33 protein-coding genes are annotated in these 26,055 nt (G+C 66.7%); 20 read left to right on the top strand and 13 right to left on the bottom strand.

Annotated elements, in window-relative coordinates; genetic code table 11:
- From Q7T84_RS05060 to Q7T84_RS05045, 4 genes are all read right to left on the bottom strand, one after another.
- On the bottom strand, window positions 1-1,192 hold a 1,192-nt coding region (locus Q7T84_RS05060), incomplete at its 3' end, for an aldehyde dehydrogenase family protein (RefSeq protein WP_304806636.1).
- Window positions 1,193-1,320: 128 nt separating this feature from the next.
- Window positions 1,321-2,256 carry an SMP-30/gluconolactonase/LRE family protein gene (locus Q7T84_RS05055; RefSeq protein WP_304806635.1) on the bottom strand — a complete coding sequence of 312 codons (936 nt, stop codon included), beginning with the start codon at window positions 2,254-2,256 and terminating at the stop codon, window positions 1,321-1,323.
- Window positions 2,257-2,406: 150 nt separating this feature from the next.
- Window positions 2,407-3,009 (bottom strand): PEPxxWA-CTERM sorting domain-containing protein, encoded by a 603-nt coding sequence (locus tag Q7T84_RS05050; protein ID WP_304806633.1) that lies wholly within the window; start codon window positions 3,007-3,009, stop codon window positions 2,407-2,409.
- Window positions 3,010-3,104: 95 nt separating this feature from the next.
- Window positions 3,105-3,413 (bottom strand): hypothetical protein, encoded by a 309-nt coding sequence (locus Q7T84_RS05045; RefSeq protein ID WP_304806632.1) that lies wholly within the window; start codon window positions 3,411-3,413, stop codon window positions 3,105-3,107.
- Between the two features lie 370 nt (window positions 3,414-3,783).
- On the opposite strand from Q7T84_RS05045, the gene Q7T84_RS05040 reads away from it, so the two are divergent.
- The 4 genes from Q7T84_RS05040 (at window position 3,784) to Q7T84_RS05025 (ending at window position 5,928) form a co-directional block, all read left to right on the top strand.
- Window positions 3,784-4,518 carry an SDR family oxidoreductase gene (locus Q7T84_RS05040; protein ID WP_304806630.1) on the top strand — a complete coding sequence of 245 codons (735 nt, stop codon included), beginning with the start codon at window positions 3,784-3,786 and terminating at the stop codon, window positions 4,516-4,518.
- A gap of 96 nt (window positions 4,519-4,614) precedes the next feature.
- Window positions 4,615-4,962 (top strand): dihydroneopterin aldolase, encoded by a 348-nt coding sequence (gene folB / locus Q7T84_RS05035; RefSeq protein ID WP_304806629.1) that lies wholly within the window; start codon window positions 4,615-4,617, stop codon window positions 4,960-4,962.
- Complete coding sequence (locus Q7T84_RS05030) at window positions 4,955-5,458, top strand: hypothetical protein (RefSeq protein WP_304806628.1); 504 nt, start codon at window positions 4,955-4,957, stop codon at window positions 5,456-5,458. Before folB ends, Q7T84_RS05030 begins: the two co-directional genes overlap by 8 nt.
- A gap of 71 nt (window positions 5,459-5,529) precedes the next feature.
- Window positions 5,530-5,928 carry a hypothetical protein gene (locus tag Q7T84_RS05025; protein ID WP_304806627.1) on the top strand — a complete coding sequence of 133 codons (399 nt, stop codon included), beginning with the start codon at window positions 5,530-5,532 and terminating at the stop codon, window positions 5,926-5,928.
- A gap of 282 nt (window positions 5,929-6,210) precedes the next feature.
- Here the strand turns inward: Q7T84_RS05025 and Q7T84_RS05020 are convergent, their stop codons facing one another.
- Window positions 6,211-7,098, bottom strand: a complete 888-nt coding sequence (locus Q7T84_RS05020; protein ID WP_304806626.1) for a branched-chain amino acid aminotransferase — start codon at window positions 7,096-7,098, stop codon at window positions 6,211-6,213.
- Window positions 7,099-7,179: 81 nt separating this feature from the next.
- On the opposite strand from Q7T84_RS05020, the gene Q7T84_RS05015 reads away from it, so the two are divergent.
- From Q7T84_RS05015 to Q7T84_RS05000, 4 genes are all read left to right on the top strand, one after another.
- Window positions 7,180-7,653 (top strand): MarR family winged helix-turn-helix transcriptional regulator, encoded by a 474-nt coding sequence (locus tag Q7T84_RS05015; RefSeq protein WP_304806625.1) that lies wholly within the window; start codon window positions 7,180-7,182, stop codon window positions 7,651-7,653.
- Window positions 7,653-8,357, top strand: coding sequence for a response regulator (locus Q7T84_RS05010; RefSeq protein ID WP_304806623.1), 705 nt, complete (start codon window positions 7,653-7,655; stop codon window positions 8,355-8,357). The genes Q7T84_RS05015 and Q7T84_RS05010 overlap by 1 nt, the downstream gene beginning before the upstream one ends.
- Window positions 8,357-9,709 (top strand): ATP-binding protein, encoded by a 1,353-nt coding sequence (locus Q7T84_RS05005; protein ID WP_304806622.1) that lies wholly within the window; start codon window positions 8,357-8,359, stop codon window positions 9,707-9,709. The genes Q7T84_RS05010 and Q7T84_RS05005 overlap by 1 nt, the downstream gene beginning before the upstream one ends.
- Window positions 9,710-9,772: 63 nt before the next feature.
- On the top strand, window positions 9,773-10,213 hold the full coding sequence (locus Q7T84_RS05000; protein WP_304806620.1) for a DUF2147 domain-containing protein: 441 nt from the start codon (window positions 9,773-9,775) through the stop codon (window positions 10,211-10,213).
- A gap of 28 nt (window positions 10,214-10,241) precedes the next feature.
- On the opposite strand, the gene proC is transcribed toward Q7T84_RS05000, so the two are convergent.
- The 3 genes from proC to Q7T84_RS04985 form a co-directional block, all read right to left on the bottom strand.
- Window positions 10,242-11,036: a pyrroline-5-carboxylate reductase gene (gene proC / locus Q7T84_RS04995; RefSeq protein ID WP_304806619.1), complete on the bottom strand. Its 795-nt coding sequence runs from the start codon at window positions 11,034-11,036 to the stop codon at window positions 10,242-10,244.
- 9 nt (window positions 11,037-11,045) lie between these two features.
- Window positions 11,046-11,549 (bottom strand): YbjN domain-containing protein, encoded by a 504-nt coding sequence (locus Q7T84_RS04990; RefSeq protein WP_304806618.1) that lies wholly within the window; start codon window positions 11,547-11,549, stop codon window positions 11,046-11,048.
- Between the two features lie 137 nt (window positions 11,550-11,686).
- Window positions 11,687-11,932: an accessory factor UbiK family protein gene (locus tag Q7T84_RS04985; protein WP_304806617.1), complete on the bottom strand. Its 246-nt coding sequence runs from the start codon at window positions 11,930-11,932 to the stop codon at window positions 11,687-11,689.
- A gap of 83 nt (window positions 11,933-12,015) precedes the next feature.
- Here Q7T84_RS04985 and lgt point away from each other — a divergent pair, with 83 nt between their 5' ends.
- Genes lgt through pgeF form a run of 3 tightly spaced genes read left to right on the top strand, consistent with a single transcriptional unit; the run spans window position 12,016 to window position 14,698 of the window.
- Entirely contained in the window at window positions 12,016-12,873 is an 858-nt protein-coding gene (lgt, locus tag Q7T84_RS04980; protein ID WP_304806614.1) for a prolipoprotein diacylglyceryl transferase, read from the top strand.
- Complete coding sequence (locus tag Q7T84_RS04975) at window positions 12,870-13,925, top strand: class I SAM-dependent methyltransferase (protein WP_304806613.1); 1,056 nt, start codon at window positions 12,870-12,872, stop codon at window positions 13,923-13,925. The genes lgt and Q7T84_RS04975 overlap by 4 nt, the downstream gene beginning before the upstream one ends.
- Window positions 13,922-14,698, top strand: a complete 777-nt coding sequence (gene pgeF / locus Q7T84_RS04970; protein ID WP_304806612.1) for a peptidoglycan editing factor PgeF — start codon at window positions 13,922-13,924, stop codon at window positions 14,696-14,698. The genes Q7T84_RS04975 and pgeF overlap by 4 nt, the downstream gene beginning before the upstream one ends.
- Here the strand turns inward: pgeF and Q7T84_RS04965 are convergent.
- Window positions 14,695-15,771 (bottom strand): calcium:proton antiporter, encoded by a 1,077-nt coding sequence (locus tag Q7T84_RS04965; RefSeq protein ID WP_304806611.1) that lies wholly within the window; start codon window positions 15,769-15,771, stop codon window positions 14,695-14,697. The genes pgeF and Q7T84_RS04965 overlap by 4 nt on opposite strands.
- A 139-nt stretch (window positions 15,772-15,910) precedes the next feature.
- Between Q7T84_RS04965 and Q7T84_RS04960 the strand changes: the two genes are divergently transcribed.
- From Q7T84_RS04960 to Q7T84_RS04925, 8 genes are all read left to right on the top strand, one after another.
- Window positions 15,911-16,846, top strand: coding sequence for a ribose-phosphate pyrophosphokinase (locus Q7T84_RS04960; protein ID WP_304806610.1), 936 nt, complete (start codon window positions 15,911-15,913; stop codon window positions 16,844-16,846).
- A 114-nt stretch (window positions 16,847-16,960) separates the two neighbouring features.
- A complete protein-coding gene (locus tag Q7T84_RS04955) occupies window positions 16,961-18,001 on the top strand; it encodes a hypothetical protein (RefSeq protein WP_304806609.1) in 1,041 nt (346 codons plus the stop codon).
- Window positions 18,002-18,127: 126 nt separating this feature from the next.
- A complete protein-coding gene (locus tag Q7T84_RS04950) occupies window positions 18,128-18,751 on the top strand; it encodes a 50S ribosomal protein L25/general stress protein Ctc (protein ID WP_304806607.1) in 624 nt (207 codons plus the stop codon).
- A 33-nt stretch (window positions 18,752-18,784) separates the two neighbouring features.
- Window positions 18,785-19,396: an aminoacyl-tRNA hydrolase gene (pth, locus tag Q7T84_RS04945; protein WP_304806606.1), complete on the top strand. Its 612-nt coding sequence runs from the start codon at window positions 18,785-18,787 to the stop codon at window positions 19,394-19,396.
- Between the two features lie 64 nt (window positions 19,397-19,460).
- Complete coding sequence (gene ychF, locus Q7T84_RS04940; RefSeq protein WP_304806604.1) at window positions 19,461-20,558, top strand: redox-regulated ATPase YchF; 1,098 nt, start codon at window positions 19,461-19,463, stop codon at window positions 20,556-20,558.
- A 116-nt stretch (window positions 20,559-20,674) separates the two neighbouring features.
- Window positions 20,675-21,343 carry a dienelactone hydrolase family protein gene (locus tag Q7T84_RS04935; RefSeq protein WP_304806603.1) on the top strand — a complete coding sequence of 223 codons (669 nt, stop codon included), beginning with the start codon at window positions 20,675-20,677 and terminating at the stop codon, window positions 21,341-21,343.
- Between the two features lie 2 nt (window positions 21,344-21,345).
- Window positions 21,346-22,026: a dienelactone hydrolase family protein gene (locus Q7T84_RS04930; RefSeq protein ID WP_304806602.1), complete on the top strand. Its 681-nt coding sequence runs from the start codon at window positions 21,346-21,348 to the stop codon at window positions 22,024-22,026.
- Window positions 22,027-22,530, top strand: coding sequence for a GNAT family N-acetyltransferase (locus Q7T84_RS04925; RefSeq protein ID WP_304806601.1), 504 nt, complete (start codon window positions 22,027-22,029; stop codon window positions 22,528-22,530).
- Here Q7T84_RS04925 and Q7T84_RS04920 read toward each other — a convergent pair.
- Complete coding sequence (locus Q7T84_RS04920; protein WP_304806599.1) at window positions 22,508-23,005, bottom strand: hypothetical protein; 498 nt, start codon at window positions 23,003-23,005, stop codon at window positions 22,508-22,510. The genes Q7T84_RS04925 and Q7T84_RS04920 overlap by 23 nt on opposite strands.
- A gap of 40 nt (window positions 23,006-23,045) precedes the next feature.
- On the bottom strand, window positions 23,046-23,195 hold the full coding sequence (locus Q7T84_RS04915; protein ID WP_304806597.1) for a hypothetical protein: 150 nt from the start codon (window positions 23,193-23,195) through the stop codon (window positions 23,046-23,048).
- A gap of 68 nt (window positions 23,196-23,263) precedes the next feature.
- Here Q7T84_RS04915 and Q7T84_RS04910 point away from each other — a divergent pair, with 68 nt between their 5' ends.
- Window positions 23,264-24,052, top strand: a complete 789-nt coding sequence (locus tag Q7T84_RS04910) for a retropepsin-like aspartic protease (protein WP_304806596.1) — start codon at window positions 23,264-23,266, stop codon at window positions 24,050-24,052.
- 60 nt (window positions 24,053-24,112) lie between these two features.
- Here Q7T84_RS04910 and Q7T84_RS04905 read toward each other — a convergent pair whose 3' ends face one another.
- Window positions 24,113-24,961, bottom strand: coding sequence for a cytochrome c1 (locus Q7T84_RS04905; protein ID WP_304806595.1), 849 nt, complete (start codon window positions 24,959-24,961; stop codon window positions 24,113-24,115).
- A 7-nt stretch (window positions 24,962-24,968) separates the two neighbouring features.
- The coding region (locus tag Q7T84_RS04900; protein ID WP_304806594.1) for a cytochrome b N-terminal domain-containing protein at window positions 24,969-26,055 on the bottom strand (1,087 nt) is incomplete at its 5' end.

Genomic DNA, 26,055 nt, shown 5'->3' with positions numbered 1-26,055 from the left:
TATCGATGGCCTGCTCGACAGTGTCGTAGCCGAGGATCGAGAGGACCGGGCCGAAGATTTCTTCCTTGGCGATGGTCATCTCGTTGTTCACATTCGCGAACACCGTCGGCTTCACATAGTAGCCCTTGTCCAGGCCTTCCGGACGGCCGGTCCCGCCGATGACCAGGGTCGCGCCCTCGTCGATGCCGGCCTGGATCAGCTTCTGGATCTTGTCGAACTGGGTCTTGTTCACGACCGGGCCCAGCTGGGCGTTGCCGTTCGGGTCGCCGACCGTCACCTGCTCGGCGGCGGCCTTGGCCACGGTGATCGCCTCGGCCATGCGGGTCTTCGGGACCAGCATCCGGGTGGGGGCGTTACAGGACTGGCCCGAGTTGGTCATCATGGTGGCCACGCCACGGCCCACGCCCTTGGCGAACGCATCGTCGTCGAGAACGATGTTCGGGCTCTTGCCGCCCAGTTCCTGCGCCACGCGCTTGACGGTCGGCGCGGCGGCCTTGGCCACCTCGATGCCCGCGCGGGTGGAGCCGGTGAACGAGACCATGTCCACTTCGGGGTGGCTGGAGATCGCCGCGCCCACGGTGGGGCCGTCGCCCTGGATCATGTTGAACACGCCGGCGGGAACGCCCGCGGCGTGCATGATCTCGGCGAAGATCTGGCCCGAGAACGGCGCCACTTCCGAGGGCTTCAGCACCATGGTGCAGCCCGTGGCGATGGCCGGGGCCACCTTGCAGACGATCTGATTCAGCGGCCAGTTCCAGGGGGTGATGAACCCGCAGACGCCGATCGGTTCCTTGACGATCATCGTCGGGCCGCGGTCTTCGGTGAACTTGAAGTCCTTCAGCACGGCGGCGGCGGTGCCGATGTGGCCCATGCCGATCGGAACCTGAGCGCGCTGCGCCAGCGAGGCCGGGGCGCCCATTTCTTCAGTCACGGCGGTGGCCAGATCGCCAAAGCGCTTCTGGTACTCGGCCATGATGCGGTTCAGGACGTCCAGACGCTCTTCACGGCTGGTCTGCGACCAGGTGACAAAGGCTTTCTTCGCGGCCTGGACGGCCTTGTCCACATCGGCGGCGCCGCCGAGGGAGATCTTGCCGGCGACCTTTTCGGTGGCGGGATTGATGACGTCGAGCGTCTTGGGTTCGACCGGATCGACCCATTGACCATCGATGTAGAACTGAAGGTATTCGCGCATGACGTCCTCCCGGAGGCGTTCGTTGGATTTTTGGCGCGCCGACGAGAACCCCGACGGCTTCAAACAAGCATTTTAGTGATCAATGATCACTGTGGAAGCCCCAATACCCGACTTCCCTTGGGTTAGCCCTAAGCCAATTGGTGCACATGCGGCTGTCCCGCAACCGGGCTACGGCCTTTCAGCACATATCCGGCGCGGATCGAGCCGATGTAAAGGTCCCTCAGATCGTCCCCGCCCCAGGTGATATTGGTCGGGTGATTGACCACCTCGCCGGACGGATCGTCGATAACCGTGACCACCTCCAGCGCCGGCGTGATCGCCACCACCTTGTTGGCGGCCGGCAGGCAGACCCAGAGATTGCCTTCTGCGTCCATGCCGACCCCGTCGGTATAGCCAAGATCTTGCATCGCCACCTGCGCGCCGCCCGCTTCCTGTAGCTTGCCCAGCACCGGGCCGTAGCGCTCGCCCCGCCCCAGCTTGCCGCCGGGCAGTACCGCGAACCGCATCACGTCGGCGCCGCTGGTCTGGGCGCAGAACAGGAAGGCCTCGTCGGCCGACAGCGCCATGCCGTTCGGAAATCTCAGTCCCTCGGCGACGATCTGCGATGAACCATCCGGCCGCAGCACGAAGATGAAGCCGTCATCACGGCCGTCCAACGCCTGGGGCCAGGTGTCAGCGTGGGTGGAATTGGCGCACCAGATGTTTCCGGCGCGGTCCATGACCGGATAGTTGGCCGAGGTCAGCCTCCTGCCGCCCACCTCGGCGAGCAGCGTTTCATGGTGGCCGGTCGCCGGATCGAACCGCTGCAGCGGTCCCTCTTCGCGATCATAGATTCCGAAATTGGCGATCAGCACGCGGCCCTGGCGATCCATATTGATCCCATTGGGCGCGCCGCCCTTGGGTCCCATGCGCTTGAACGTCCCATCGGGCAGGATCTCGGCGACCGCGCACTGATGGTCGGACGCGAACACCCGGCCGTCCCCGGCCACGACCACATCCTCGGGTCGGTCGATGCCGACAGCGACCTTGGTGAAGGCGCTGGGCGCGATAGGCTGGAGCGGCATGGGTTTCCTCAGGCGTTTCTTTTCAGATTGGCCCGCCCAAACAGGGTTCGACAAGAGCCCTCGCAACCAAACCTCGACGCCTTGTCGCCACAACCGCCCGTTTCGACGCGGCGAAGAGGGTTCGCCTGACGCCGATGGCTTGTCGCTCGCCTACGCGCGCACGTTCAGAGCGGCCGGTGGAACGGCTCTACGACGACGTGACGCCGCCCCCACCAAGCCGAACCCAACGATCATCATCGCCCATGTCGCCGGCTCGGGGACCGCCCCGCTCCCGTCGCGGGCGAAGGTGAAGTCCAGGTTCAGCGTCGTCCCGTTCGCGTAGTTGAGGCCGCCCCAGTCGATCCGAAGATCCTGACCGAGGACCGACACGCGGCTGTTGTCGAACCCCGCGAGGGTCGAAGACCCGTTCACCGAAACCCCGGTGATCCCGGCGATGGCGGCCCCAGAGAAAATCGGGCCGTTGAAGGCGACGGCGTTCCACTTCGGGTTCTCAAGCGAGGTGTTGAACAAGATCACGAGCGAGTTGTCGGCAAAATCGACATGGAGCTCGGTGACCCCCTCGATATCGATCACCGACTCCTCGCCCGCGCCGACCACAAACGCCTGCGGTGCATAGGTCGCGCCCGAATAGGGGGTGGCGTCGTCGGGATGGTAGTAGGTTTCCGATATCGCCGTGCCGATCAGGGCGGCGTGGGCCGCCTGCGCAGGAAGCACGCTAAGCAGGGCAAGCGCCGCCAGGGCTGTCAGTTTCATGTCGTTTCCCAATCCAGGACCGACCGACATACCTTCGCAACGCCGATATGGTTGCGCTTGCTCGGCGAAAAACGGCGGGGACCGCGGGAACGACGTCAGACGCCGGTCGTCGGTCCGATTCCCTTGCCGTCCTTCGGGAAGTTCATGAGGCTCTCGCGCTCGCTGCGTTCACGACGTTGCCTCAGAAAATCGGCGGCCTTGGCGACCAGGTCGTCGGCCTCATGCCCGATACGCTCGATGGCGGTCTCGGGCGGGGCCGTCACGATAGCGGGCTGATAACTCTCGATGTCGTGGAGAAGCTCGACGAACTTTTCATCCTCGGGCGTACCATGCGCCGGAGGGTGCTCCAGCAAGTCAGCGACCCGCTGCAAGGCTGCCTCGAAGGACGCTTGGTCTTTGATCATACGCTGCTCCTGTCGTTCCACGCCTGCTGACCAATGCGTGCAACAAGGCAAAGCCTGAAGGCGCGCTCAAGTTCCCAAGTCAGCAGGGCGCCAGACCGGCCCGTCCGTCAAATATTCGGGATCGGCTCAGGCGCCTCGGCCGGCATCGGGACAGCGATCGCCTCCTAGCCGCGGTGACGAGCAAAAATCGAGATCGTCTCTCACCGGCCGACGTGCGACGCCCGCCCCTTGCGAACCATCGCCGCGCCCTCTAAAGCCCGACGAACAAACTCGGAGTTTTTCATGGACGCGATCCTGACCATCCTCGCCTTTCTCGTCGTCTTCGGCGGGCTGAACTACTTCGAATTCGGCCGTCTCGACTAAGACCGCCTTGGCAGACTCCTCGCGCGGCGCGGCCCTCATCACCGGGGGTTCGCGCAGGATCGGACGGGCCCTGACCCTAACCGCCGCCGACGCGGGCTTTGACGTCGCCATTCACGTCCGCGCCATCGATGATGACGCCGAGACCGCCGCGGCCGATGTCCGCGCGCGCGGCCGCAAGGCCTCGCTCCATGCCTGCGACCTCCGCCACGAAGGCGCCACCGCGCCGCTGGTCGCCGAGGTGGAGGCCGAACTTGGCCCGGTAACCCTGCTGGTCAATTGCGCTTCGGTTTTCGAGGACGACTCGTTCGCCAGCATGAACCGCGCCTCGTGGGACGCGCATCTCGAGACTAACCTGCGCAGTCCGCTGGTGCTGGCCCAGGCCTTCGCGCGGCGCCTGCCGCCGACCCGCAATGGCCAGATCGTCAACATTCTCGACCAACGGGTGCTGGCGCCCTCGCCGCACTTCTTCAGCTATTCGCTCTCCAAGAGCGCGCTTTGGGCCGCGACCCAGATGTTGGCCAAGGAGCTGGCGCCGCGCATCCGCGTCAACGGCATCGGCCCGGGTCCGACGCTGCCCTCGATCCACCAGCAGGACGCCGACTTCATCGACGAGGTCGCGACTACCCTGCTGAAGCGCCCTGTCGACCCCACCGAGATCGGCCATGCGCTGCGCTACCTCATTGACGCGACGTCAGTGACCGGCCAGATGATCGCCGTGGACGCCGGGCAGCATCTGGCCTGATCGGCCTCCAGGATCAACGGAGCGCACTTGGTTCTCCCCTCTCTGCAAGACAACTCGTCCGAGGCTCCCGTTCCTGAGGTCCAGGGGCGCGTGGTCATGACCAAGATCTTCGTGACCGGCCTAAAGGTCGAGGCGGAGATCGGCGTCTATGCGCACGAGAAGGACCGCGCCCAGCCGCTGGTGGTCGATGTCGAACTCGACGTCCCCACGGCCGGCGCCTCGCGGCTCGCCGACACCGTGAACTATGAGACCATCGGTGAATCGGCCCGCGCCATCGTGGCCGAGGGCCATATCCAATTGGTCGAGGACTTCGCCGAACGCCTGGCCCGCGCCTGCTTGGCCGACGGCCGGGTGATGCGCGCCCGGGTCCGCGTCGAAAAGCCCCTGGCGCTCGCGCCCCACGCCGCCGCCGCCGGGGTCGAGATCACCGTCGTTCGTGGCTGAACCCTTGGGGATCTCGCACGCCGCCCGCCTGTCGCCGCTACAGGCGCAGACCGTCTGGACGCTGGAAAAGACCGAGATCGTCGAGCGTAAGGGCGCGCGCGAACGCCGGTTCCCGCTTTCCCAACTCCACCGCGTGTCTCGCGCCGGCCGCAGCGCGACGCTGCAGTTCCAGCGCCGGCGCCTGACCATCCCGGCCTTCAGCTATGGCGACCACCTGCGGCCCGAGGACCATACGGCCTCGTTCGACGCCTTCATGGCGGCGTTGACGCAAGCCGCGCCCGCCAGCCGCCTTGGCCAGCCATCGGCCAACGGCGAGGCCGTTCTGTGGATCATCGGGATGATGGCGGTCGGCGCGATCGCCATCCTGCTCGCCGCCGGCCTGGCCGGGGCCTGGCTGCTGGGGATCGCCCTCGCCTGCCGCTTGGTCTTCGTGGCGATCCTGGGGGCGGCGATCCTGCCCTGGCTGCATCGCAAGCCCAGCGCGCAGCGAGGATGAACACGATTTAAGCTGGCAATTGCAACGATCAGGGCCACATTTCATTCAGACCTTTCCATTGGGAGACTGAATTGACCGAGACCCAAACGACCGTTGTGACGCCCGAAGACCGCACGCTGCCAGCCGTGGTCTACGGGCTTTACCTGCTGGGCCTGGTCAACGGGCTCACGATCCTCGTAGGCCTGGTGATCGCCTACATGAACCGCGACACCGCCGGCCCGCGCATGCGGACCCACTACACCTTCCTGATCCGCACCTTCTGGATCTCGATCGCCTGGTTCGTGATCGCCGGCCTGCTCGTCCTGTTCGGCGGGGTGCTGTCGCTGGTGCTGGTGGGCATCCCGTTCCTGATGCTCGGCCTGTTCATCTGGGGCGTCGTCGGGATCTGGTTCGCGATCCGCTGCGTCGTCGGCCTGATTTACATGTCGCAGGGCGAGGCCTATCCGCGCCCCGAGACCTGGCTGATTTAACGGCAAAGGCCGCGTCGCCTGATCGATAGGGCGGCGCGGCGACTTGTCTCGGCCGCGATCCCAAACTCCGTCTGGAGCTTCCGCCACGCTTGCGGCAAGAGTTCACCGTGTCGACGCGATGGGGGCGACGGCGCGGGGGGATTCGTGGCGGACCTAGGGTCGGCGCCGCAGCCAAAGCAAAGGCGACGCCAAAAGGCGCTGGAGGGACGGATCCCCCCACCACTTTCACCTAGAAATTCGAGGAAAGCCGCCTGCCCCTCTCGGGGCGGACGGCGTTGTTCCTTAGGCCGCCACCAACTCGCGGCGAACCATGCGGGCGTAATCGTCCATCAGGCCAAGCGAGAGTTCGCCTGGCGTGAAGGTGTACTCGCCGATCTCGGCCACGGGCGTGACCTCGGCGGCGGTGCCGACCACGAAGCATTCGGTGAAGCCGGCAAGCTCCTCCGGCTTGATGTGGCGTTCGATGACCTCGACGCCCTTGCTCTTGGCCAGCGCGATCACCGACTGGCGGGTAATCCCGTTCAGGAAGCAATCGGGCGTCGGGGTGTGGAGCGCCCCGTCCTTGACGAAGAACACGTTCGAGCCGGTGCTCTCGGCGATGTAGCCCCGATAGTCGAGCATCATCGCGTCGGTGTAGCCGGCCTTCTCGGCGGCGTGCTTGGAGATCGTGCAGATCATGTAGAGGCCGGTGGCCTTGGCGTGAACTGGCTCGGTCTCCGGCGACGGGCGCTTGTACTTCGCCCAGCACATACGAATGCCCTTGGCGCGCTCTTCCGGCTTGAAGTAGCTCGGCCAGTCCCAGACGGCGATCGCCACGTGGATCTTGGTGTGCTGCGCCGACACCCCGATCATCTCCGAACCACGCCAGGCGATAGGACGCAGATAGGCGTCGTTCAGGCCGTTCTTGGCGCAGGTGTCCTTGCAGGCCTGATCGATCTCGGCCACCGTGAACGGGATTTCGAAGTCGAGCATCTCGGCCGACTTGAACAGACGCTCGGTATGCTCGGTCAGCTTGTAGATCTCTCCCCCATACATCCGCTCGCCTTCGAACACCGCCGAGGCGTAATGGAGGCCGTGGGTCAGTACGTGCACCGTCGCCTCGCGCCAGGGCACGAACTGGCCGTCCAGCCAGATCCATCCGTCGCGGTCATCGAAGGGCAGTAGAGACATGAGGGAAAGTGCTCCTTTCAACAGGGCCCTCTTACAGACCCCCGAGCCGGCCGCGTCAAATAAAATGGATTGCAAAACGTAATGGCCGCCGCAGATCCGAGGCTCATTCTGCGCGACGAGGAGCTCGACGCCGGGCTTGAGTTGATGATGCTGGCCGAGGCCGCGCTATGGGCCGGGGTCGACGCCGGACTGGCGGCCGAAAACCTTGGCCTGGGCCGGTCTCACTGGCGCGCGGCCTTTCTGCTCAAGCGAAGACCAGGGGTCGGCGTCCAGGAACTCGCGCACCTGACCAGCCTGTCGAAACAGGCCGCCAGCCGCATTCTCACCGACCTTGAGGCCAAGGGCATGGTCGAAAAAGTCGCGGGTGACCTGGACGGCCGCCGGCGCGCCGCCAGCCTCACGCCGGCCGGCCAGGCCTTCGAGGATCGCATCGCCGAACGCTTGCGCGCCCAGCTCGCCAGGTCCTATCGCGTGGGCGGGCTCGACGGCGTGGCCGGGGTCCGGGCGATCCTGTCGGCCCTGGCCGGCGGGCGAATGAAAAGTGGAGGCGCCTGATGGCCGTCGTCGAGACTCCTGAACGTCACCTGCTGGTCGTCGATGACGACGACCGCATCCGCAGCCTGCTGAAGGAATATCTCAGCCGCAACGGCTTCCGGGTGACCGCGGCGCCGGGCGGGGCGGCGGCGCGAAAGCTGATGGAAAACCTGGACTTCGACCTGGCGGTTTTCGACGTGATGATGCCCGGCGAGGACGGGTTCTCGCTGACCGCCTGGCTGCGCGAGCGCAAGGGCGCGGCCGGCCGCACACCCGTGTTGATGCTGACCGCCCGGGGCCTGGCCGAGGACCGGATCGAGGGCCTGCGGCGCGGCGCCGACGACTATCTGCCAAAGCCCTTCGAGCCCGAAGAACTCTTGCTGCGTATCGAAGCCATCCTGCGCCGCGCCCAGGCCAGGCCCGCGGCGGGCAACGGCGCGATCTCGCTCGGCCGGTGCCAGTTCGACCTGGAACGCGGCGAGCTGAGCTGCGACGGCGCGCCGATCCGCCTGACCGAGGCCGAGGTCGCCCTGCTTAAGCGTCTGGCTCGCAGCCCGCACGAACCGGTCGATCGACTGGAGCTGGCGCGTGAGACGGTCGATCCGTCAGGCCGCGCGGTCGATGTCCAGGTCACCCGCCTGCGCCGCAAGATCGAAAGCGACCCGAAGGCGCCGCGCTACCTGCAGACCGTTCGCGGGGTCGGCTACTTGCTGGCGCCCGACTGATGAAGTTCCCGCGCCTTCTTGAGCCGATCCATATGCAGCGGCTGATCAAGCGCAGCCTGCCGACCTCGCTGTTCGGCCGCTCGCTGCTGATCATCGTGCTGCCGGTGGCGCTGATGCAGATCGCGGTGACCTGGATCTTCTTCGACGCCCATTGGCAGACGGTCACGGGCCGGTTGTCCGACGGCCTGGCCGGCGAGGTCGCCTGGGCGGTCGAAAGCTTCGAGGACGCACCCAATTCCGAGACCATGGCCACGCTAGCCGACCGCGCCGAGAAGTCGCTGAGCCTCTCCATCGCCTTGCAGCCCGGCAGGGAACTGCCCGCCAGCCGCCGCACCAACACCTTCGCGGTCGTGGACCGGTCGCTGGAGCGCGCCCTGTCGGAGCGGCTGGACGCCCCGTTCTGGTTCGATACGACCCGCTACCCCGCCTATGTCGATATCCGGGTGAAGGTTGACCAGGGCGTGATCCGCATCCTGGCGCCCCGCGACCGCGCCTTCGCCACCCAGGGCCATATCTTCGTGCTGTGGATGGCCATGGCCACCATCCTGCTGACCGCCATCGCCATCCTGTTCATCCGCAACCAGACCCGCACCATCGAGCGGTTGGCCTCAGCCGCCGACGCTTTCGGACGCGGGATCGACGCCCCGGCCTTCAAGCCCAGCGGCGCGCGCGAGGTGCGACAGGCCGCCCACGCCTTCCTGGCGATGAAGTCGCGCATCCAACGCCACATCGATCAACGCACCGCCCTCCTGGCCTCGGTCAGCCATGACCTGCGCACGCCCCTCACCCGGCTGAAGCTGGAACTGGCCATGGCCGAGCCTAGCCCGCGCCACGTCGAGATGAAGCGCGACCTGGCCGAGATGGAGCACATGATCGACGAGTACCTGGCCTTCGCCCGCGGCGAGGGCGGCGAGGCCGTCGAGACCGTCAGCCTGAAGGACCTGATCGACGAGGTCAGCCAGGGCGCGCTACGGGCCGGGGCCAAGGTGACGGTGGCCGCCGATCCGGACCTGACCGCCAGCGTCCGCCCCAACGCCCTGAAGCGGGCGCTCTCAAACCTAGTGATGAACGCCGCCGCCCATGGCGAGAACATCGAGGTCGGCGCCTCGCCGCGCCTGGCCGGCGGGGTCGAGATCACCGTCGACGACGACGGGCCGGGCATTCCTCAAAACCTCTACGAGGACGCCTTCAAGGCCTTCAACCGCCTGGACGAGGCCCGCAACCAGAACGCCAAGGGCGTGGGGCTTGGCTTGGCCATCGCCCGCGACGTAGCGCGCAGCCATGGGGGAGACGTCACCCTGGACCGCGCGCCGATGGGCGGTCTGCGGGCTGTCATTCGGCTTCCCGGATAGCAACGTTCATCGACAGGTCATGCGCCATCGGCGACACTTCACGAAAGACATGGGAAGAGTCGCATGAAGCTGGTCCATCTCGCCGCCGCCGTGGCGGCCTTCACGGCCCTGGGTTCGGCGGCCCATGCGGCTGATCCCGTCGAGGGAACCTGGCTGGTCCAGGCCGGCACGGCCAAAGTCCGCGTCGCACCCTGCGGCGGCGACAAGGCCAAGATGTGCGGCGTGGTCGTTTGGATGAAGGCGCCCAACGACAAGGCCGGCCAGCCGCAGAAAGACGTCAACAACCCCGACGCGGCCGCGCGCACCCGCCCCATCGTCGGCCTGACCATGATCCGCGATTTCAAACCCGCCGGCGCCGGCAAGTGGGCCGGCGGCAAAATCTATGACCCGTCCAGCGGCAAGACCTATGGCTCGAAGATGAGCCTCAATGCGGACGGCACCCTAAAGGTCGAGGGCTGCATCGCGGTGGTCTGCCAGGCCCAGACCTGGAAGCGGTCGAGCTAGCCCAACGACCGGAGGATAACGACCATTGTCAGCCGCCGAGTTCCTTGGACCGCCGCGCGGCAGCGGCGACGGCGTCGCGCAATAGGTCGGGGAAACCGTCCTGCCTCATCAAGACTTCAAGCGCCGCCTGGGTGGTGCCGCCTGGCGAGGTGACTTGCTTGCGTAGCTCGGCCGGCTCTTCGCCGCTGCGGGCCAGCAGAGCCGCCGCGCCGGCGATGGTCGAGCGCGCTAGGCGCGAGGCATCATCCGCCGGCAGGCCGGCGGCCGCACCGGCCGCTTCGAGCGCTTCGACGAAGGCGTAGAGATAGGCCGGCGCCGAACCGGAAACCCCGGTGGCGGCGTGCAGCAGTTCCTCGTCGGCCAGATCGACGGCGGTTCCCACCGGTGCGAACAGGGCGTGCGCCCTGGCCCGCGCCTCTGGGCTCGCGGCGTAGATGCTAGTCGTGCCCTGGCCGATGGCCACGGCGGTCGTCGGCATCACGCGGGCGACCGCGCGGCCACCGAACGCCTCGGAAATGTCGGTGGACTTCACACCGGCCGCGATCGAGACGATCACGGCGTCAGGGGCCAGGTGGTGAGCGACCTGCGCCGCGGCCTCGCGCCAGATCTGAGGCTTCACCGCCAACAGCACCGTCTTGGCGCGAGCCAGGACATCGTCAGCCGGATTGATCAACGCCCCGCCCTGGGCGGCGGCGTCGAGCGTCGGATTGGCGTGCGGCTCGCGGATCAGCAGGTCAGAGGCCTGGAAGGCGCCCGCGGCGCGCCACCCGTCGATCAGCGCCCCGCCCATACGGCCGGCGCCCAGCATCAGGATCGGCGTCATGGAAAGCTACTAAGCCTCGCCAACCGTCTCGAACATGCAGGCGGCGATCGCGTCCGCGGGCGACTTGGAGCCGGCCACCAGGAAGTCGAAGGCAGGATAGAAGCGGTCGGCAGCCTCCATCGCCACGTCGATCATCGCCGCGGCCTGGGCCAGGCTCGGCCGCTCGCCGGTCATCAGCGACATGGCGTGACGGAAGATGATCTCGCCGTCGTCCCAGACCTCGAAATGCCCGAGCCAGACGCGTTGGTTCAGGGTCGAGACCAGTTCGAAGGCGGCGGGCCGTTGCTCGGCCGTGACCTGCTGGTCGATCGAGAGGCACAGTTGAAGGCAGTCGGCCTCCGGCCGCCAAGCGAACCACAGCTCGTAGTCCTTCCAGTCGCCAGCGAGGGTGAAGGCGAGATCGCCGTCCTCGGTGCGGTCGAACTGAAGGTTCTCGGCCGTCAAAACGTGCTCGACAACGTCAAGTGGATCCAGGGTGACCAGGACGTCTTCGTCAGACTGAGGCGTGTCCATAAGACCGGCGGTCCTTTCGCAGAGGGCGTGGAGGCCGAGCGGGCCACCGAATCGCCTGCGATCTTGAAATTAAGCTGCTTCGCGCTGCGTCCGTCACCGGCTTCTTTCCCCGGACGGCCCACATTCACGTGTTTGTATTAGTCTTTCTTGGCGGCCTTCTTCGGCGCCGCGGATTTCAGCGCCTCGTTCTCGGCGCGCAGGGCCGCGATCTCGGCTTTCAACGCCTCGAATTCGTCGCGGCGGATCAGATCGAGTTCGGCGGCGAAGCGGTCGCCTTGCGCGCGGAAGGCCGCTTTCGCCTCTTCACCGGCGGTCTGGGCGAGGCCCATGGCGGCGTTGGTGAGCTTGGCGAATTCGTCCAGGAAGGGATTCTGGGTCTGCATAGCTTCCTATATGGCCCGCCAGGGGATGAAAGCGAAGGGCTTCTCGTCTAAACCCACAGGCGACGCTATAGGAGACATCCGCCTTGCCGTTCCCCGACTTCGACCCGGTCCTTTTGCAGATCGGGCCTTTTGCAATCCGCTGGTACGCCTTGGCCTATGTGGCCGGCATCCTGGTGGGGTGGCGCTATGTCGCGGGACTGATCAAGAATCAGGGCCTCTGGGGTCCGCGCGGCGCCCCTGCCACCGTCCCCCAAGTCGATGACCTGATCCTGTGGATCACGCTCGGCATCATTCTCGGCGGACGGCTCGGCCACGTTCTCTTCTATACTCCGTCGCTGATCGTCACCGACCCGTTGGAGGTCCTGAAGGTCTGGAACGGCGGGATGAGTTTCCACGGCGGCGCGCTCGGCGTGCTGATCGCCGTGGTCACCTTCGCCCGCGTCAACAAGATCGACATCTTGCGGATGGGCGACGCCATCACCGCCGCGGCGCCGATCGGGCTGTTCTTCGGCCGCATCGCCAACTTCATCAATGGGGAGCTCTGGGGCCGGCCCACCGACGTGCCGTGGGCCTTCGTCTTCCCCAACGCCGGGATCATGCCGCGTCACCCGAGCCAACTCTATGAAGCTGCACTTGAGGGCCTCGTGCTCTTCCTCATCCTGCGCTGGGCGACCCACGGGGCCAAGCTGCTGCAGCGCCGCGGCGTCGTCGCCGGCGTCTTCTTCCTGGGCTATGCGACGTTCCGGACCTTCGTCGAGAATTTCCGCGAGCCCGACAGCTACCTGCCCAACTTCCCGCTCGGCCTGACCATGGGGATGATGCTGAGCGCGCCGATGTTCATCGGCGGCGCCTGGCTGATCTGGCGGGGCCTGCGCGAACCGCTGGCTACAGCGGCCGATGCGCCGTCTGAAACGCCGGCGGCGAAGACCCAGACCCCATGACCTTGCGCGAGCGCCTGACGGCCCAGATCCGGGCCAGCGGGCCCTTGACGGTCGCGCAGTATATGAGCGCCTGCCTGCACGATCCGGACTTCGGCTATTACGCCACCCGCCCGGCGCTCGGCGCGGGCGGCGACTTCATCACCGCGCCGCTGGTCAGTCAGATGTTTGGCGAGCTGATCGGCCTCTGGGCCGTGGAAAGCTGGAACCGGCTCGGCCGCCCCTCGCCCTTCCGCCTGGTGGAGATGGGCCCCGGCGACGGGACGCTGATGAGCGACTTGCTGCGCGCCACGCGGCTGTCGCCGGAATTCACCGACGCCGCCGATGTGTGGCTCGTGGAGGTCTCACCCCCCTTGCGTGATCGCCAGCGACAGACCTTGGGCGACCGGATTTCCTGGGCCAGATCCCTGGCCGAGGTTCCAGGCGACGCGCCGATCCTGCTGATCGCCAACGAACTGCTCGACTGCCTGCCCGCCCGCCAATTCGTGCGCACCGAGCGCGGCTGGGCCGAACGAATGGTCGGATTGGACGAGGCCGGCGAGCTCGCCTTCGGCCTGGCTCATACCCCCCCGCTCCCCCGCGAGGCGCCGGTCGGGGCGATCCTGGAACAGGCGCCGGCCCAGGCGGCCCTGGGCGCCGAGCTCGCCGCCCGGATCATCGACGACGGCGGGGCGGCGTTGCTCATCGACTATGGCCGCGCGGTCCCCGGCTTTGGCGACACCCTGCAGGCCCTGCGGAAACACCAGAAGGAAAGCCCGTTGGCGGCTCCCGGCGAGGCCGACCTGACCGTCCATGCCGATTTCCCCGCCGTGCTCGCCGCCGCCCACGCCCAGGGCGCGGGAACGGCGCACATTCTGACCCAGGGCGAGTTCCTGGTTCGGCTGGGGATCGGCGCCCGCGCCGAGGCCCTTGCCGCCGCCCGGCCCGACCGCGCGGGCGAGATCGAACGCCAGCTCGAACGCCTGATCTCTCCCGACCAGATGGGCGAACTGTTCAAGGTCGCCTGTATCCACACGCCGGGCCTCATAGCTCCGGGCTTCGAGGACCTGACTTGACCGACCTGCCCGTGATCACCTCGCCCCTGCTCGACCTCGCAGGCGTGAAGCATGCCTTCTTCACCCGGCAAGGCGGGGTCTCCACCGGCATCTATGAGGGGCTGAATGTCGGAATCGGCTCCGGCGACGTCCCCGGCGACGTCAGCGAGAATCGCCGACGCGCGGCGGCGCACTTCGGCGTCGCGCCGGAGGCGCTGGACACCTGCTATCAGATCCATTCGGCCACCGCGGTCATCGCCGAGCACCCTTGGGGCGAGGATGGGCGGCCGCAGGCCGATGGCGTGGCCACTGATCGGCGCGGACTGGTGTGCGGAGCCCTGGCCGCCGACTGCGCGCCGATCCTGTTCGCCGATCCCCAGGCTGGCGTCGTCGCCGCGGCCCACGCCGGCTGGAAAGGCGCCCTGACCGGCGTCGTCGAGGCGACGCTGGATCAGATGCTGGCGCTAGGCGCGCAGCGGTCCAACATCGTGGCCGTCGTCGGCCCTTGCATCGGGCCAGCATCCTATGAAGTGGGGCTGGAATTCCTGGACCGCTTCACGGCCGAAGACGCCGCCAACGCCCAGTTCTTCTCGGCCGGCCAAACCGCCGACAAGCAGATGTTCGACTTGCCCGCCTTCGTCCTGCACCGCCTGCGCCAGGCCGGCGTCGAGACCTGCGAATGGGTCGGCCGCGACACCTGCGTCGAGGCGGAGCTGTTCTACTCCAACCGCCGGGCGTTCAAGCAGGGCGAACCTGATTTCGGCCGCCTGCTCTCGGCCATCGCCCTGGTCTAGGGCACGATGGTGGTGAACAGGTAGACCGCGAAGATCACCAGGTGGACCACGCCCTGCAGCACCGTGGTCCGCCCTGTGCCCAAGGACAGGGTCGTGACGATCAGGGTCAGCATCAGCAGCACCATCGCCTTGGCGTCGAGGCCCAGCGACAGCGGCCAGTCCATCCATAGCGAGACGACCGCGACGACCGGAATGGTCAGGCCGATGGAGGCCAGGGCCGAGCCTAGGGCCAGGTTCAGGCTGGTCTGAAGCCGGTTGGCCCGCGCCGCACGCACCGCCGCCAGGCTTTCCGGCGCCAGCACGAGGGCGGCGATGATCACCCCGACCACGGCCTTGGGCGCGCCGGCGTCCGCGACCGCCCGCTCGATCGTCGGCGCCAAGGATTTGGCGAGCAACACGACAGTCACCAGGGCGATCACCAACAGTCCTAGGCTGATCCAGGCGTCCAACGTCGTCGGCGGGGCGGCGTGCGCCTCCTCGTCATGGGCCTTCGGACCGGTCGGCAGGAAGTAGTCGCGATGGCGCATCGTCTGCACCAGGACGAAGGTCCCGTAGAGCACCAGCGAAACCAGCCCGACAAAGGCGAGCTGGCTGCCCGAATAGACCGGCCCCGGCGTGCTGGTCGTGTAGTTCGGCAGCACCAGGGTGAGGACCGTCATGGCCGCCAGGGTGGCGAGCGCCGCGCTGACGCCGGCCTGGCCGAACTTTTGCTCAAGATGGCGCGCGCCGCCCAGCAACAGGCATAGCCCTACAAGACCGTTCAGGATGATCATGATGGCGGCGAACACCGTGTCGCGCGCCAGGCCCGAAGCCGCCATGCCGCCCGAAAGCATCAAGGAGACGATCAGGGCCACCTCGATGACCGTCACCGCGATGGCTAGAACCAACGTGCCGTAGGGCTCGCCGATCTTGTGCGCCACCACCTCGGCGTGGTGCACAGCGGCCAACACGCAGGCGATCAGCCCGGCGGCCAGCGCCAGATCGAACGCGCCCCCCAATTTTGCTCCAAGCAACATCAAGGCGCCAATGATGGGCGAGAGCCAGGTCCAGGCCGGAAGTCCGATTTTGGGCATGGCGGCACCCTAAACGAAGCATGGCCGTGGCGCGAGGCGTCGGCGCCTCATTCGTGACCTGCGGACTCTGAGCCCTTGCCCCCGACCATGGCCCTGCTAAAAGCCCGCCAACACCGACACCATTGCCCCTGAGGGTCCGATGAAGCTGCTGGCCGGCAACTCCAACCGCGCTCTGGCCGAGGCCGTGGCCTCCCACCTGGATCTCCCGCTCACGCGGGCCCAGGTCAAACGGTTCGCGGACAACGAAGTGTGGGTGACGATCGACGAGAACGTCCGCGGCGAGGACGTCTTCATTCTTCAGTCGACCAACTATCCGGCCAACGACAACCTGATGGAGCTGCTGGTCTGCATCGATGCGCTGAAGCGCGCGTCAGCCAAGCGGATCACCGCTGTCATGCCCTATTTCGGCTACGCCCGGCAGGACCGGAAAACCGGCGGCCGGACCCCGATCTCGGCCAAGCTGGTCGCCAACCTGATCGAGCGCGCTGGCGCCGACCGGGTCCTCACCATGGATCTGCACTCCGGCCAGATCCAAGGCTTCTTCGACATCCCGACCGACAACCTGCTGTCCGCGCCGTTGCTGGCGACCGACATCAAGGAAAACTACCAGTCGCCATCCGACATCATGATTGTCTCGCCCGACGTCGGCGGCGTGGTTCGCGCCCTGGCGGTGGCCAGCCGACTGAACGCCGAACTGGCGATCGTCGACAAGCGCCGCTCGGGTCCCGGCAAGAGCGAAGTCGCCAACGTCATCGGTGACGTCGACGGCCGTCGCTGCATCCTGTTCGACGACATGATCGACGGCGGCGGCACGCTCTGCAACGCCGCCCAGGCCCTGATCGACGGCGGCGCCACCGAGGTCTCGGCCTACGTCACCCATGGCGTGATGTCCGGCGCGGCGGTCGAGCGCGTAAACAACTCGGTGCTCAAGGAGTTGGTGATGACCGACTCCATCCCCGCCCCCGAACGGGCCGGCGACGGCGGCAAGATACGCTATGTCAGCTGCGACAAGCTGCTGGGCGAAGCGATCCGCCGGATCGCCAACGAGGAATCGGTCTCCAAGCTGTTCGACTGACAGTTTCGGTCGCTTAAGGCCAAGCTTGGTGAATTCCCGTTAAGGATACGCGGTCACATTCTTGCCCGTTCAGGGCGTTATGATTCGCGCCTATTTAATTGGGGAGGGCGCAGGATGATTTCCGCTTCTCGCGCGGGCCTGACGGCCTCCGCTATCGTACTCGCAGCCGTGTTGACCGCGTGCGCCGAGCCGCCTGCGCCAAAGGCCGTAGTGGCCCCGCCGCCGCCGGTCACCCTCGCGCCAAAGCTCATCGAGCAGGCCAGCGCCTACCGCTACTACATGGACCGGGCGTCGAAGATCACACCGGCCTTCGCCGCCGGCCCCGACATCGCCCAGGCCCTCAAGGTGGGCGTCGCCTACGAGCCCAAGCAGTTTCTGCAAGGCGCCATCGCCTACGGCGCGATCGTCGCGCTGCAAGACCCGGCTTTCGTCGCTGGCGTGCGGCAATATGCCGGCACCGCCCAGCAGCGTCAGGAGATCGCCTACGCGATCATGAAGGACCCGGCCTATGTGGTCGGGCTGCAAGGCTCGAGCAGCGCCGCGGGCCTGGTGGTCGCCGCGCTCGGCGCCGACGGCGCCACATTCTACGAAGCCGGCAAGACGGTGAAACAGTCGGCCTATGACGTCCAGCGTCAATCCTGGTCCAAGGCCGACGTCGCCAGCCGCGACCTGCGCCTGGCTCAGGCCAAGGCCCTCAGCGCCACCCCCGTTGTCGGCGATCTGGCCGAGACCTCCCGCCTGCAACAGGCCGCGGTCGGTGGTCAGACGTTGGGCCTCAGCGGCGCGTCCGTCACGCCGCCCTTCACCCCAGTGGTGATTCGCAGCATGTCGATCGCCGCGCTCGCGATCCTTGGCTACGGCGCCGAGACGAACATGGAGACGCTCAACGCGCTGATGGTCGAGCCGAACATCGCGTCCTGCGCCAATCTGGCCAAGCTCAACCTCTATCAGTGTCTGGCGGTCTCCAAGCCGCACTACGAGGATATCTTCTGCCTCGGCCAACACGCCATGATGGATACCGCCCGCTGCGTCATCAAGGCGTCAGGCCAGCCCGAGCCCTATGAGTACAAGTTCGTGCCCAAGGTTCGGCCCGATGCGACCTACACGGTGACACCGGTCAAGAAGCCTGCGAAGAAGCCCGTCAAGAAGCCGTAGGATTCCTTACCCGCGCCCGTTGCCACGGGCCTGGGTTTTGTGTATCTACGCGCACCTTTCGGCCCAAAGGGGTCGTTCCGTCGCCGCGCGGGTTATCGCGCGGCGGCTTCGTTTTGAGGCAAGGCCATGGCCGATATCATCCTGAACGTTGAACTCCGCGAGCGCACTGGAACCGGTGGCGCGCGTGAAACCCGCCGCGCGGGCTTGGTCCCCGGCGTGCTGTACGGCGGCGACAAGGATCCCGTGGCCGTCGCCGTGAAGTCGAACGAGTTCCGCAAGGCGCTCTACACCGGCAAGCTGCTGGGCCACCTGGTGACCCTGAAGTACGGCGATGAAACCCAGCCGGTCATCGCCAAGGCGATCGACATGGACCCGGTCACCGACGTGCCCGTGCACTTCGACCTGTACCGCGTCGACGAGCACCAGCTGATCAAGATCGCCGTGCCGGTGCACTTCAAGAATCATGACGCCTCGCCGGGCCTCAAGAAGGGCGGCACGCTGAACATCGTCCGTCACGACGTTGAGCTGTCCTGCCCGGCCGACGCCATTCCGGAAGAACTGGTCTGCGACCTGACCGGCCTGGACATCGGCGACACCATCCGCATGTCGGCCTTCGAACTGCCCAAGGGCGTCGTCGCCTCCCTGGACCGCGACTTCGTCGTCGCCACCCTGGCCGGCTCCTCGGCGTCCGCCTCGGCCGACGCCGCGGCTGACGATGCGGCCGCCGCCGCCTCCTCGACCAGCGAGTAAGCAGAGCGATCTCTTCTTCGCAGGGGAGATCGTATGCTTGTCCTATCTGGCCAAGGAAATCCGGGAGCCCGCCATGCGGGCAACCGGCATAATATCGGCTTCATGGCCGTCGATGAGATCGCGCGCCGTTGGCGCTTCGGTCCCGAACGCTCTCGTTTCTCCTCCCTCGTTCGCGAGGGGGAGATCGAGACGCCAGATGGCGCGATTCGCGCCCTGATCCTGAAACCCCAGACCTTCTACAACGAGACCGGCCGGGCCGCGGCCGAGGCGCTCAAGTTCTACAAGCTGAAGCCCGCCGACCTCGTGCTGTTCTACGACGAGATCGACATGGCGCCGGGCCGCTTCCGCATGAAGACGGGCGGCGGCGCGGCGGGCAACAACGGCGTCCGCTCCCTCACCGCCCATATCGGCCCCGACTTCCGCCGCGCCCGTCTTGGCGTCGGCCATCCGGGGCACAAGGACCGCGTGCAGGGCCACGTGCTGTCTGACTTCCACAAGGTCGATCAACAGTGGGTCGCCGACCTGCTGGCGGCCGTGGCCGACGCCGCCCCTTTGCTGGCCGCCGGCGAGGACGAGAAATACCAGACCGAGGTCATGCGCCTGGCCCCGGCCGACAAGAGCGACATCCCGCAGGGCCGCGGCTGACTGGCCTGACGACATTTTCTCCCGCGTCCGCTAAACCGGCGCCGACCCAATCCTAGAGGACGACATGGCCCTTAAAGTCGCCATCGTCGGTCTGCCGAACGTCGGCAAATCGACCCTGTTCAACGCGCTCACCCAGACGGCCGCGGCCCAGGCCGCCAACTATCCGTTCTGCACCATCGAGCCCAACACCGGCGACGTGGCGGTGCCCGAGCCGCGCTTGGACGCGCTGGCGGCGGTCATCCCGTCCAAGGAAATCATCCCTGCGCGGATCAACTTCGTGGACATCGCCGGCCTGGTGCGCGGCGCGTCCAAGGGCGAGGGTCTGGGCAACCAGTTCCTGGCCAATATCCGCGACTGCGACGCCGTCGCTTTCGTGGCCCGCTGCTTCATCGACGACGACATCACCCATGTCGAAGGCAAGGTTGATCCCCTGGCCGATCTCGAAACCATCGAGACCGAACTGATGCTGGCCGACCTCGAGAGCCTGGAGAAGCGGGTCTCCAACCTGGAGAAGCGCGCCAAGGCCGGCGACAAGGAAAGCGCGCTGACGCTGAAACTGGTCCAACTGGCCCTCACCGAGCTGAACGCCGGCCGCCCGGCCCGCAAGGCCGTGGTCTCCCCCGAGGACGCCAAGGCCTGGCAGATGCTGCAGCTGTTGACCTCCAAGCCTGCCCTCTACGTCTCCAATGTCGACGAAGGCTCCGCCGCCGACGGCAACGAGATGTCGAACCTGGTGGCCGAGCGCGCCAAGCGTGACGGCGCCGACCATGTGTTCATCTCCGCCCAGATCGAGAGCGAGATCGCCATGCTGGACCCGGCCGAGCGCGCCGAGTTCCTGGAGACCCTGGGCCTGGCCGAGCCCGGCCTGAACAAGCTGATCCGCGAGGCCTATCATCTGCTGGGCCTGCAGACCTACTTCACCGTCGGCCCTAAAGAGGCCCGCGCCTGGACCATCCACAAGGGTGACACCGCCCCGCAGGCCGCCGGCGTGATCCACACCGACTTCGAGAAGGGTTTCATCCGCGCTGAAACCATCGCCTACGACGACTATGTGCGCTTCAAGGGCGAAGCTGGCGCCCGAGAAGCCGGGAAATTCCGTCAAGAAGGCAAGGAGTACGTCGTCCACGACGGCGACGTGCTGAACTTCCGCTTCAACGTCTAGCGCCAGCTAGGCCCTCCCCGCTGGGCGGGGCAGGATTTCTATGAGCGGCGCCCGGCGATCTCCGCTTGGCGCCGCCGCGATCTCTGCTTAGCTCCCGCCACAGACGGGAGAGACGCATGGGCGAGACGATCACCCTTCGGGGCGCGGACGGCTTCGAGTTTTCGGCCTATCACGAGCAGGCTTTCACCCCGCGCAAGGGCGGCGTGATCGTGCTGCAAGAGATCTTCGGCATCGATCGCCACATCCGCGCCGATGTCGAGCGCTGGGCCAAGGCGGGCTACGAGGCCATCGCCCCGTCCCTCTACGACCGCCGCGAGCATGGCTTCACCGCCGGCCATGATCCCGAGGGCCTCACCGCCGGCGTCGCCCACGCCCGCGCCACGCCGCTGGACCAAGCGCTTGGCGACATCGCCGCCTGCCGCGACTTCCTGGCCGAACGCGGCAAGGTCTTCGTCGTCGGCTATTGCTACGGCGGGTCGCTGACCTGGCTGACCGCCGGCAAGCTGGACGGCATCGCCGCCGCCTCGAGCTATTACGGCAGCCTGGTCCAGGCCAACGCAGCCCTGAAGCCCCTTTGCCCCACCATCATCCACCTTGGCCACACCGATCCCGGCATCAAGGCCGACGAGGTCGAGGCGGCGGTGCACGCCCACAATCCAGACGTCCCGGTCTATATCTACGAAGGCGCCGGGCATGGCTTCAACAACGAGAGCCCGGAACGCTACGCCGAGGAGGCCGCCGACCTCGCCCGGGTCCGCACGCGCGAACTGTTCGAGGCCGCCTGAGCGTGGGCGAAACCATCACCCTGAGGAGCCGCTTCGACGGCTTTGAGCTGGCGGCCTATCACGCCAAGCCCACCGACGCCCGGCGCGGCGGCCTGGTGCTGATCCAGGAGATCTTCGGGATCACCGATCACATCCGCGAACTGGCCGATAGCTTCGCCGAGGAGGGCTACGAGACCATCGCTCCGGCCTTCTATGATCGCCTGGAGCCCGGCTTCGCCGCCGACTACGGCCAGGAGGCCGTAGCGAAGGGCGTGCGCTACTCTCAGGAGACGCCCTGGGACCAAGTGGCCGGCGACGTCCAAGCGGCCATAGACGCCCTCTCAGGCCCAGTGTTCGCGACCGGCTTCTGTTGGGGTGGGGCCGCGACCTGGCTGGCGGCGTGCCGCTGCACGGGGCTCTCGGCGGCCTCGGCCTTCTATGGCCGGCGGATCACCGAACTGAAGGACGAGACGCCCAAGATTCCGATCATCCTGCACTTTGGCAAGGCCGACGCCTCGATCCCGCCCGAGCGCGTGGAAGAGATCCGCGAGGCCCATCCCGACGTTCGCGTGCACGTGTACGAGGCTGGGCATGGCTTTATGTCAGATCGCCGGGCCGACTATCATCCCGACAGCGCCCACCTGGCCCGCCTACGGACCTTGGCGCTGTTCTCCAACAATGGCGGCGGGCGGAGCTCGATCTAGATGAACGCCGCGGTGATCGAAACGAGGCGACTACGGCTCCGCCCCATGGCGGACGGCGATCTCGACGCCCTGTCGGCGATCACCAGCGATCCGGCTGTAATGGCCTTCGTCGGCGACGGCCAACCGCTCAGCCGGGCCTCGACAGCCGAATGGATCACCAACGCCGCCGCCAGCTTGCCCGACACCGGCCTTGGCAGCCGGGCCGTGGTCCATGCCGAGAGCGGCGCTCTGATCGGCTGGGCCGGCCTGGTCTGGCGGGCCGACGAGGAGGTTGTTGAACTGCTCTACGGTTTCGCCCGACAGTTCTGGGGACAGGGCTTGGCCAGCGAGGCCGCCCACGCGATAATCGACTCCAGCCAAGCCCCGTCGATCGACGCGACGATCGATCCCGCCAACGCCGCCTCACGGCGAATTCTCGACAAGCTTGGCTTCACGGAAATTGCCACCGAGCTCGACGAGGACGGATTGCCCTGCGTGCGTCTCAGGCGGCTCCTGCCTCGGTAGGACCAGCCGGTTCCTCAATCTGCTTGCGGACTTCGGGCACGGTCTCCAGCGCCCGCACCAGCACCGCCTGGGCCGCCAGTATGCCGATGCCGGCCGCGTAGCCCGAGAACACGCCGGCCGGATAGCGGCCGCCGTGGCCGACCGCCCAGACCTGCCAGTAGATAAACCCAGCCGCCACCGCGAGGAGCCCGACGCCGGTCAGCACCGAAACGGCGGTCTGCCCAAACCCCGCCTGGAAGCTCAGCCAGACGTAGCGAGCCAGCAGCCGCTTCAGGAATGGCACGAGGAGCGGCAAGATCAATGAGAGGAAGAGGATCAGGCCCGGCCAGATCAGGGTGCGTTGGGCGATCAACTCACCGCCGCCCGGCAGCACCTGGAAGGCGTGGACCACCGCCCCGGCATAGATCAGCGCCGCCGCGCCGACGGCGATGTCCTGCATACGTTTGAAATCGCGCCACGCGCGCGTGAAAGCCATGCCCGCACTTAGCCGATGGTTCGCGCCAAGATAAGACCCATCAGCAGCCTTCGAATGTGGCGAGGACGGAAACCGACACGCCAGCCTCGCGCAAGCGCCGCGCATGACCCAGCAAGGTCGAAATGTCGCGAAACATCACCCCCGGCTTTGGGTAGTCCAGAATGGTGCGGATGAGCTTGGTCAGGTCCATGTCGCCAAATATCGCCGAGGGGCGGCGGCTTGGCTATGCTGGGCACGTAAACTCACCTCGCGGACGCCATGAAGCCTGCATTCCTAGCCTCAAGCGCCCTTCTGGCCGTCCTGGCGTCGGCAGGCCAGGCCGCCGCCGGTGAGACCACATGCTGGTACGAGCAGGGCGTCGTCGTCGCCTCCGCCTCGATCGACGGGCTGGCCGGCGACTACATCCTCGACACGGGCGCTCCGACCACCCTGCTGCACGAGACCAAGGCCCAAGGTGCGGGGCTGACCGGAACCGCCCTGCGTGGCCCGGTGCGAATCGCCGGGCTCTCCTGGCCCGACCGGCCGTTCAGCGTCGTCGATCTCGACGCGCGGACCTGGGCCTTTCCCACGCCCATCGCCGGGGTGATCGGGGCCGACCTGCTGTCAGGCTTCGTGGTCGATGTCAGCTTCGAGCCGTGCAGGATCGCGATCTATCCGCGAGGCGAGGCGCCGGCGTTCCTGGCGGAAACCTCACTGCCGCTCAAACCCGGCGTCGGGGTTGCGATCGCGCGGGCCGCGGCGTCCGACGGGCCGCGCTCCCTGGCCGGCGACTTCGTCATCGCCACAGGAGCCGACACCGCCATGCGGCTGGGCGCTGACCTCGCCACGGTTCCTGGCGCCGCCAAGCCGCAAGAACTCCTGCCGTATGGCGAGGGCCGCGCCAAACTGCGAGCCGCCTCGTTTGGCGCGCGACTGTTCGAAAACCTGGACGGCGGCCTGGTGCAGGGCGAGCCGGCGGCCGGCGTCATCGGAGGGCCGCTGCTAGCGCGTTGGCGACTGCGGTTCGACTTCCCGCGAGGCCGGTTGCTGCTGCGCCCGGCAGGTTAGGCCAAAGAAAAAGGCCCCGGACAAGTCCGGGGCCTTGGTCGTCTTGGTTGGAAGGCGGCCCTAGTGGGCGACGTTCTTCCAGATCTTGCGATAGCTCACATAGAGCAGACCGGCGAAGATCAGCAGGTAGATCATGGCGGCCATGCCGAACGCCTTGCGTTCCTGCATCTTGGGCTCGGAAGCCCAGGCGAGGAAGGCGGCGACGTCCTTGGCTTGGTTCTCCAACGTCGACTTGGTGCCGTCGTCGAAGCTCACCTGGCCAGCCGAGAGCGGCGGGGCCATGGCGATGAAGCCGCCCGGCGGCACCTTGTCGTGCGGACCCGACCACGACGCGGTGACATCACCGGCCATGAAGGGGTTGTAGTGCTGGCCGACCCCGACCTTCAGACCCGCGGGCGGATCCTGATAGCCGGTGAGCAGCGAGTAGATGTACTGCGGCCCATGGTGGCGGGCCTTGGCCATCACCGAGAGATCCGGCGGCATGGCGCCGCCATTGGACGCCCGGGCCGCCGGTTCGTTCGGGAACGGCGAGGGGAAACGATCAGCCGAGGTGCCGGGACGTTCAATGACGTCGCCGGTTTCGGAGTCGATGTCCTTGATCTGATATTCCGCGGCGATCGACTTCACATACGGGTTGTCGTTCGGGTTCGGATATTTCGGATCGAAGAACGGTCCGCCCTTCTGGCCGAGGTTCCGGAAGTACATCAGGTCCATCGAGTGGCAGGCCGAGCAGACCTCCCGATAAACCTTATAACCCCGTTGCAGCTGGGCCTGGTCGAACTTGCCGAACGGGCCTTCGAAGCCGAACTCGACATGTTTCACCGGCGCGGCGCCGCCAGCGGCGAGGGCGGCGGGCGCAGCCAGAATGGCCAGCCCAAACGCCGCGAGCGCGATACCTTTACGCAGCATCTTAGGCTCAACCCCTCTTTTCAGGCGAAGCCGCGGCGCCGGCGGGCGCGTTGGCGGGATGCGAAAGCACAGGCGCACTAATCGATTCCGGCTGCGGAAGCGGGGTCTCGGTGAGGCCCAGAACCGGCAGGATGACGAGGAAGTACGCGAAGTAGTAGAGCGCGGCGAAACGGGACAGCCAGACGAAGCTGTTCAGATCCGCATCGATCAGGGTGAAGGTCGACAGGCCCGGGATGACGTGATCGTCGGGCAGCTGACCGCCGCAATAGCCAAGGATCAGGCAGGCCAGCACGAAGATGAAGAAGTACAGCTTCGCGGTCGGCCGGTAGCGCATGGAGCGCACCTTGGACGTATCGAGCCACGGCAGGACGAACATCACCGCGATGGAGCCGAACATCAGCAGCACGCCGCCGAGCTTGTCCGGAACCGCGCGCAAGATCGCGTAGAACGGCAGGAAGTACCATTCCGGAACGATGTGCGCCGGGGTGACCAACGGGTTGGCCGGGATGTAGTTGTCGGCGTGGCCGAGCGCGTTCGGATTATAGAACACGAAGGTCGCGAACATGATCATGAACAGCACGATCGCGAAGCCGTCCTTCACCGTGTAGTACGGGTGGAAGGGAACGGTGTCCTCTTTCGACTTCACGTTCACGCCGGTCGGGTTGTTGTTCCCCGGCACGTGCAGCGCCCAGATGTGCAGGCCAACGACGCCGGCGATCATGAACGGCAGCAGGAAGTGCAGCGAGAAGAAGCGGTTCAGCGTCGGGTTGTCGACGGCGAAGCCGCCCCACAGCCAGGTGGTGATCGCATCGCCAACGATCGGGAACGCGCCGAACAGGTTGGTGATCACGACGGCGCCGTGGAAGCTCATCTGGCCCCAAGGCAGCACATAGCCCATGAAGGCCGTGGCCATCATCAGCAGGTAGATCACGCAGCCCAGGATCCACAGCACTTCACGGGGAGCCTTGTAGGACCCGTAGTAGAGGCCGCGGAACATGTGGATGTAGACCGCGATGAAGAACATCGAGGCGCCGTTGGCGTGCATGTAGCGGATCAGCCAGCCGTAGTTCACGTCGCGCATGATCCGCTCGACC

Source organism: Phenylobacterium sp., assembly GCF_030654915.1.
Lineage (GTDB): Bacteria > Pseudomonadota > Alphaproteobacteria > Caulobacterales > Caulobacteraceae > Phenylobacterium.
This window is presented reverse-complemented; position numbering and strand designations above follow the sequence as displayed.

Coding starts and splice junctions, on each gene's coding strand:
- Q7T84_RS04985 (WP_304806617.1), bottom strand. CDS start 11,932: ATGCAGACCCAGAATCCCTTCCTGGACGAATTCGCCAAGCTCACCAAC.
- Q7T84_RS04955 (WP_304806609.1), top strand. CDS start 16,961: ATGATTTCCGCTTCTCGCGCGGGCCTGACGGCCTCCGCTATCGTACTC.
- Q7T84_RS05000 (WP_304806620.1), top strand. CDS start 9,773: ATGAAGCTGGTCCATCTCGCCGCCGCCGTGGCGGCCTTCACGGCCCTG.
- Q7T84_RS04965 (WP_304806611.1), bottom strand. CDS start 15,771: ATGCCCAAAATCGGACTTCCGGCCTGGACCTGGCTCTCGCCCATCATT.
- Q7T84_RS05005 (WP_304806622.1), top strand. CDS start 8,357: ATGAAGTTCCCGCGCCTTCTTGAGCCGATCCATATGCAGCGGCTGATC.
- Q7T84_RS04990 (WP_304806618.1), bottom strand. CDS start 11,549: ATGGACACGCCTCAGTCTGACGAAGACGTCCTGGTCACCCTGGATCCA.
- Q7T84_RS04935 (WP_304806603.1), top strand. CDS start 20,675: ATGGGCGAGACGATCACCCTTCGGGGCGCGGACGGCTTCGAGTTTTCG.
- Q7T84_RS04950 (WP_304806607.1), top strand. CDS start 18,128: ATGGCCGATATCATCCTGAACGTTGAACTCCGCGAGCGCACTGGAACC.
- Q7T84_RS04915 (WP_304806597.1), bottom strand. CDS start 23,195: ATGGACCTGACCAAGCTCATCCGCACCATTCTGGACTACCCAAAGCCG.
- pth (WP_304806606.1), top strand. CDS start 18,785: ATGCTTGTCCTATCTGGCCAAGGAAATCCGGGAGCCCGCCATGCGGGC.
- Q7T84_RS04960 (WP_304806610.1), top strand. CDS start 15,911: ATGAAGCTGCTGGCCGGCAACTCCAACCGCGCTCTGGCCGAGGCCGTG.
- Q7T84_RS05010 (WP_304806623.1), top strand. CDS start 7,653: ATGGCCGTCGTCGAGACTCCTGAACGTCACCTGCTGGTCGTCGATGAC.
- Q7T84_RS05050 (WP_304806633.1), bottom strand. CDS start 3,009: ATGAAACTGACAGCCCTGGCGGCGCTTGCCCTGCTTAGCGTGCTTCCT.
- ychF (WP_304806604.1), top strand. CDS start 19,461: ATGGCCCTTAAAGTCGCCATCGTCGGTCTGCCGAACGTCGGCAAATCG.
- Q7T84_RS05055 (WP_304806635.1), bottom strand. CDS start 2,256: ATGCCGCTCCAGCCTATCGCGCCCAGCGCCTTCACCAAGGTCGCTGTC.
- Q7T84_RS05020 (WP_304806626.1), bottom strand. CDS start 7,098: ATGTCTCTACTGCCCTTCGATGACCGCGACGGATGGATCTGGCTGGAC.
- Q7T84_RS04920 (WP_304806599.1), bottom strand. CDS start 23,005: ATGGCTTTCACGCGCGCGTGGCGCGATTTCAAACGTATGCAGGACATC.
- Q7T84_RS04925 (WP_304806601.1), top strand. CDS start 22,027: ATGAACGCCGCGGTGATCGAAACGAGGCGACTACGGCTCCGCCCCATG.
- Q7T84_RS05045 (WP_304806632.1), bottom strand. CDS start 3,413: ATGATCAAAGACCAAGCGTCCTTCGAGGCAGCCTTGCAGCGGGTCGCT.
- proC (WP_304806619.1), bottom strand. CDS start 11,036: ATGACGCCGATCCTGATGCTGGGCGCCGGCCGTATGGGCGGGGCGCTG.
- Q7T84_RS04905 (WP_304806595.1), bottom strand. CDS start 24,961: ATGCTGCGTAAAGGTATCGCGCTCGCGGCGTTTGGGCTGGCCATTCTG.
- Q7T84_RS04975 (WP_304806613.1), top strand. CDS start 12,870: ATGACCTTGCGCGAGCGCCTGACGGCCCAGATCCGGGCCAGCGGGCCC.
- folB (WP_304806629.1), top strand. CDS start 4,615: ATGACCAAGATCTTCGTGACCGGCCTAAAGGTCGAGGCGGAGATCGGC.
- Q7T84_RS05015 (WP_304806625.1), top strand. CDS start 7,180: ATGGCCGCCGCAGATCCGAGGCTCATTCTGCGCGACGAGGAGCTCGAC.
- Q7T84_RS04910 (WP_304806596.1), top strand. CDS start 23,264: ATGAAGCCTGCATTCCTAGCCTCAAGCGCCCTTCTGGCCGTCCTGGCG.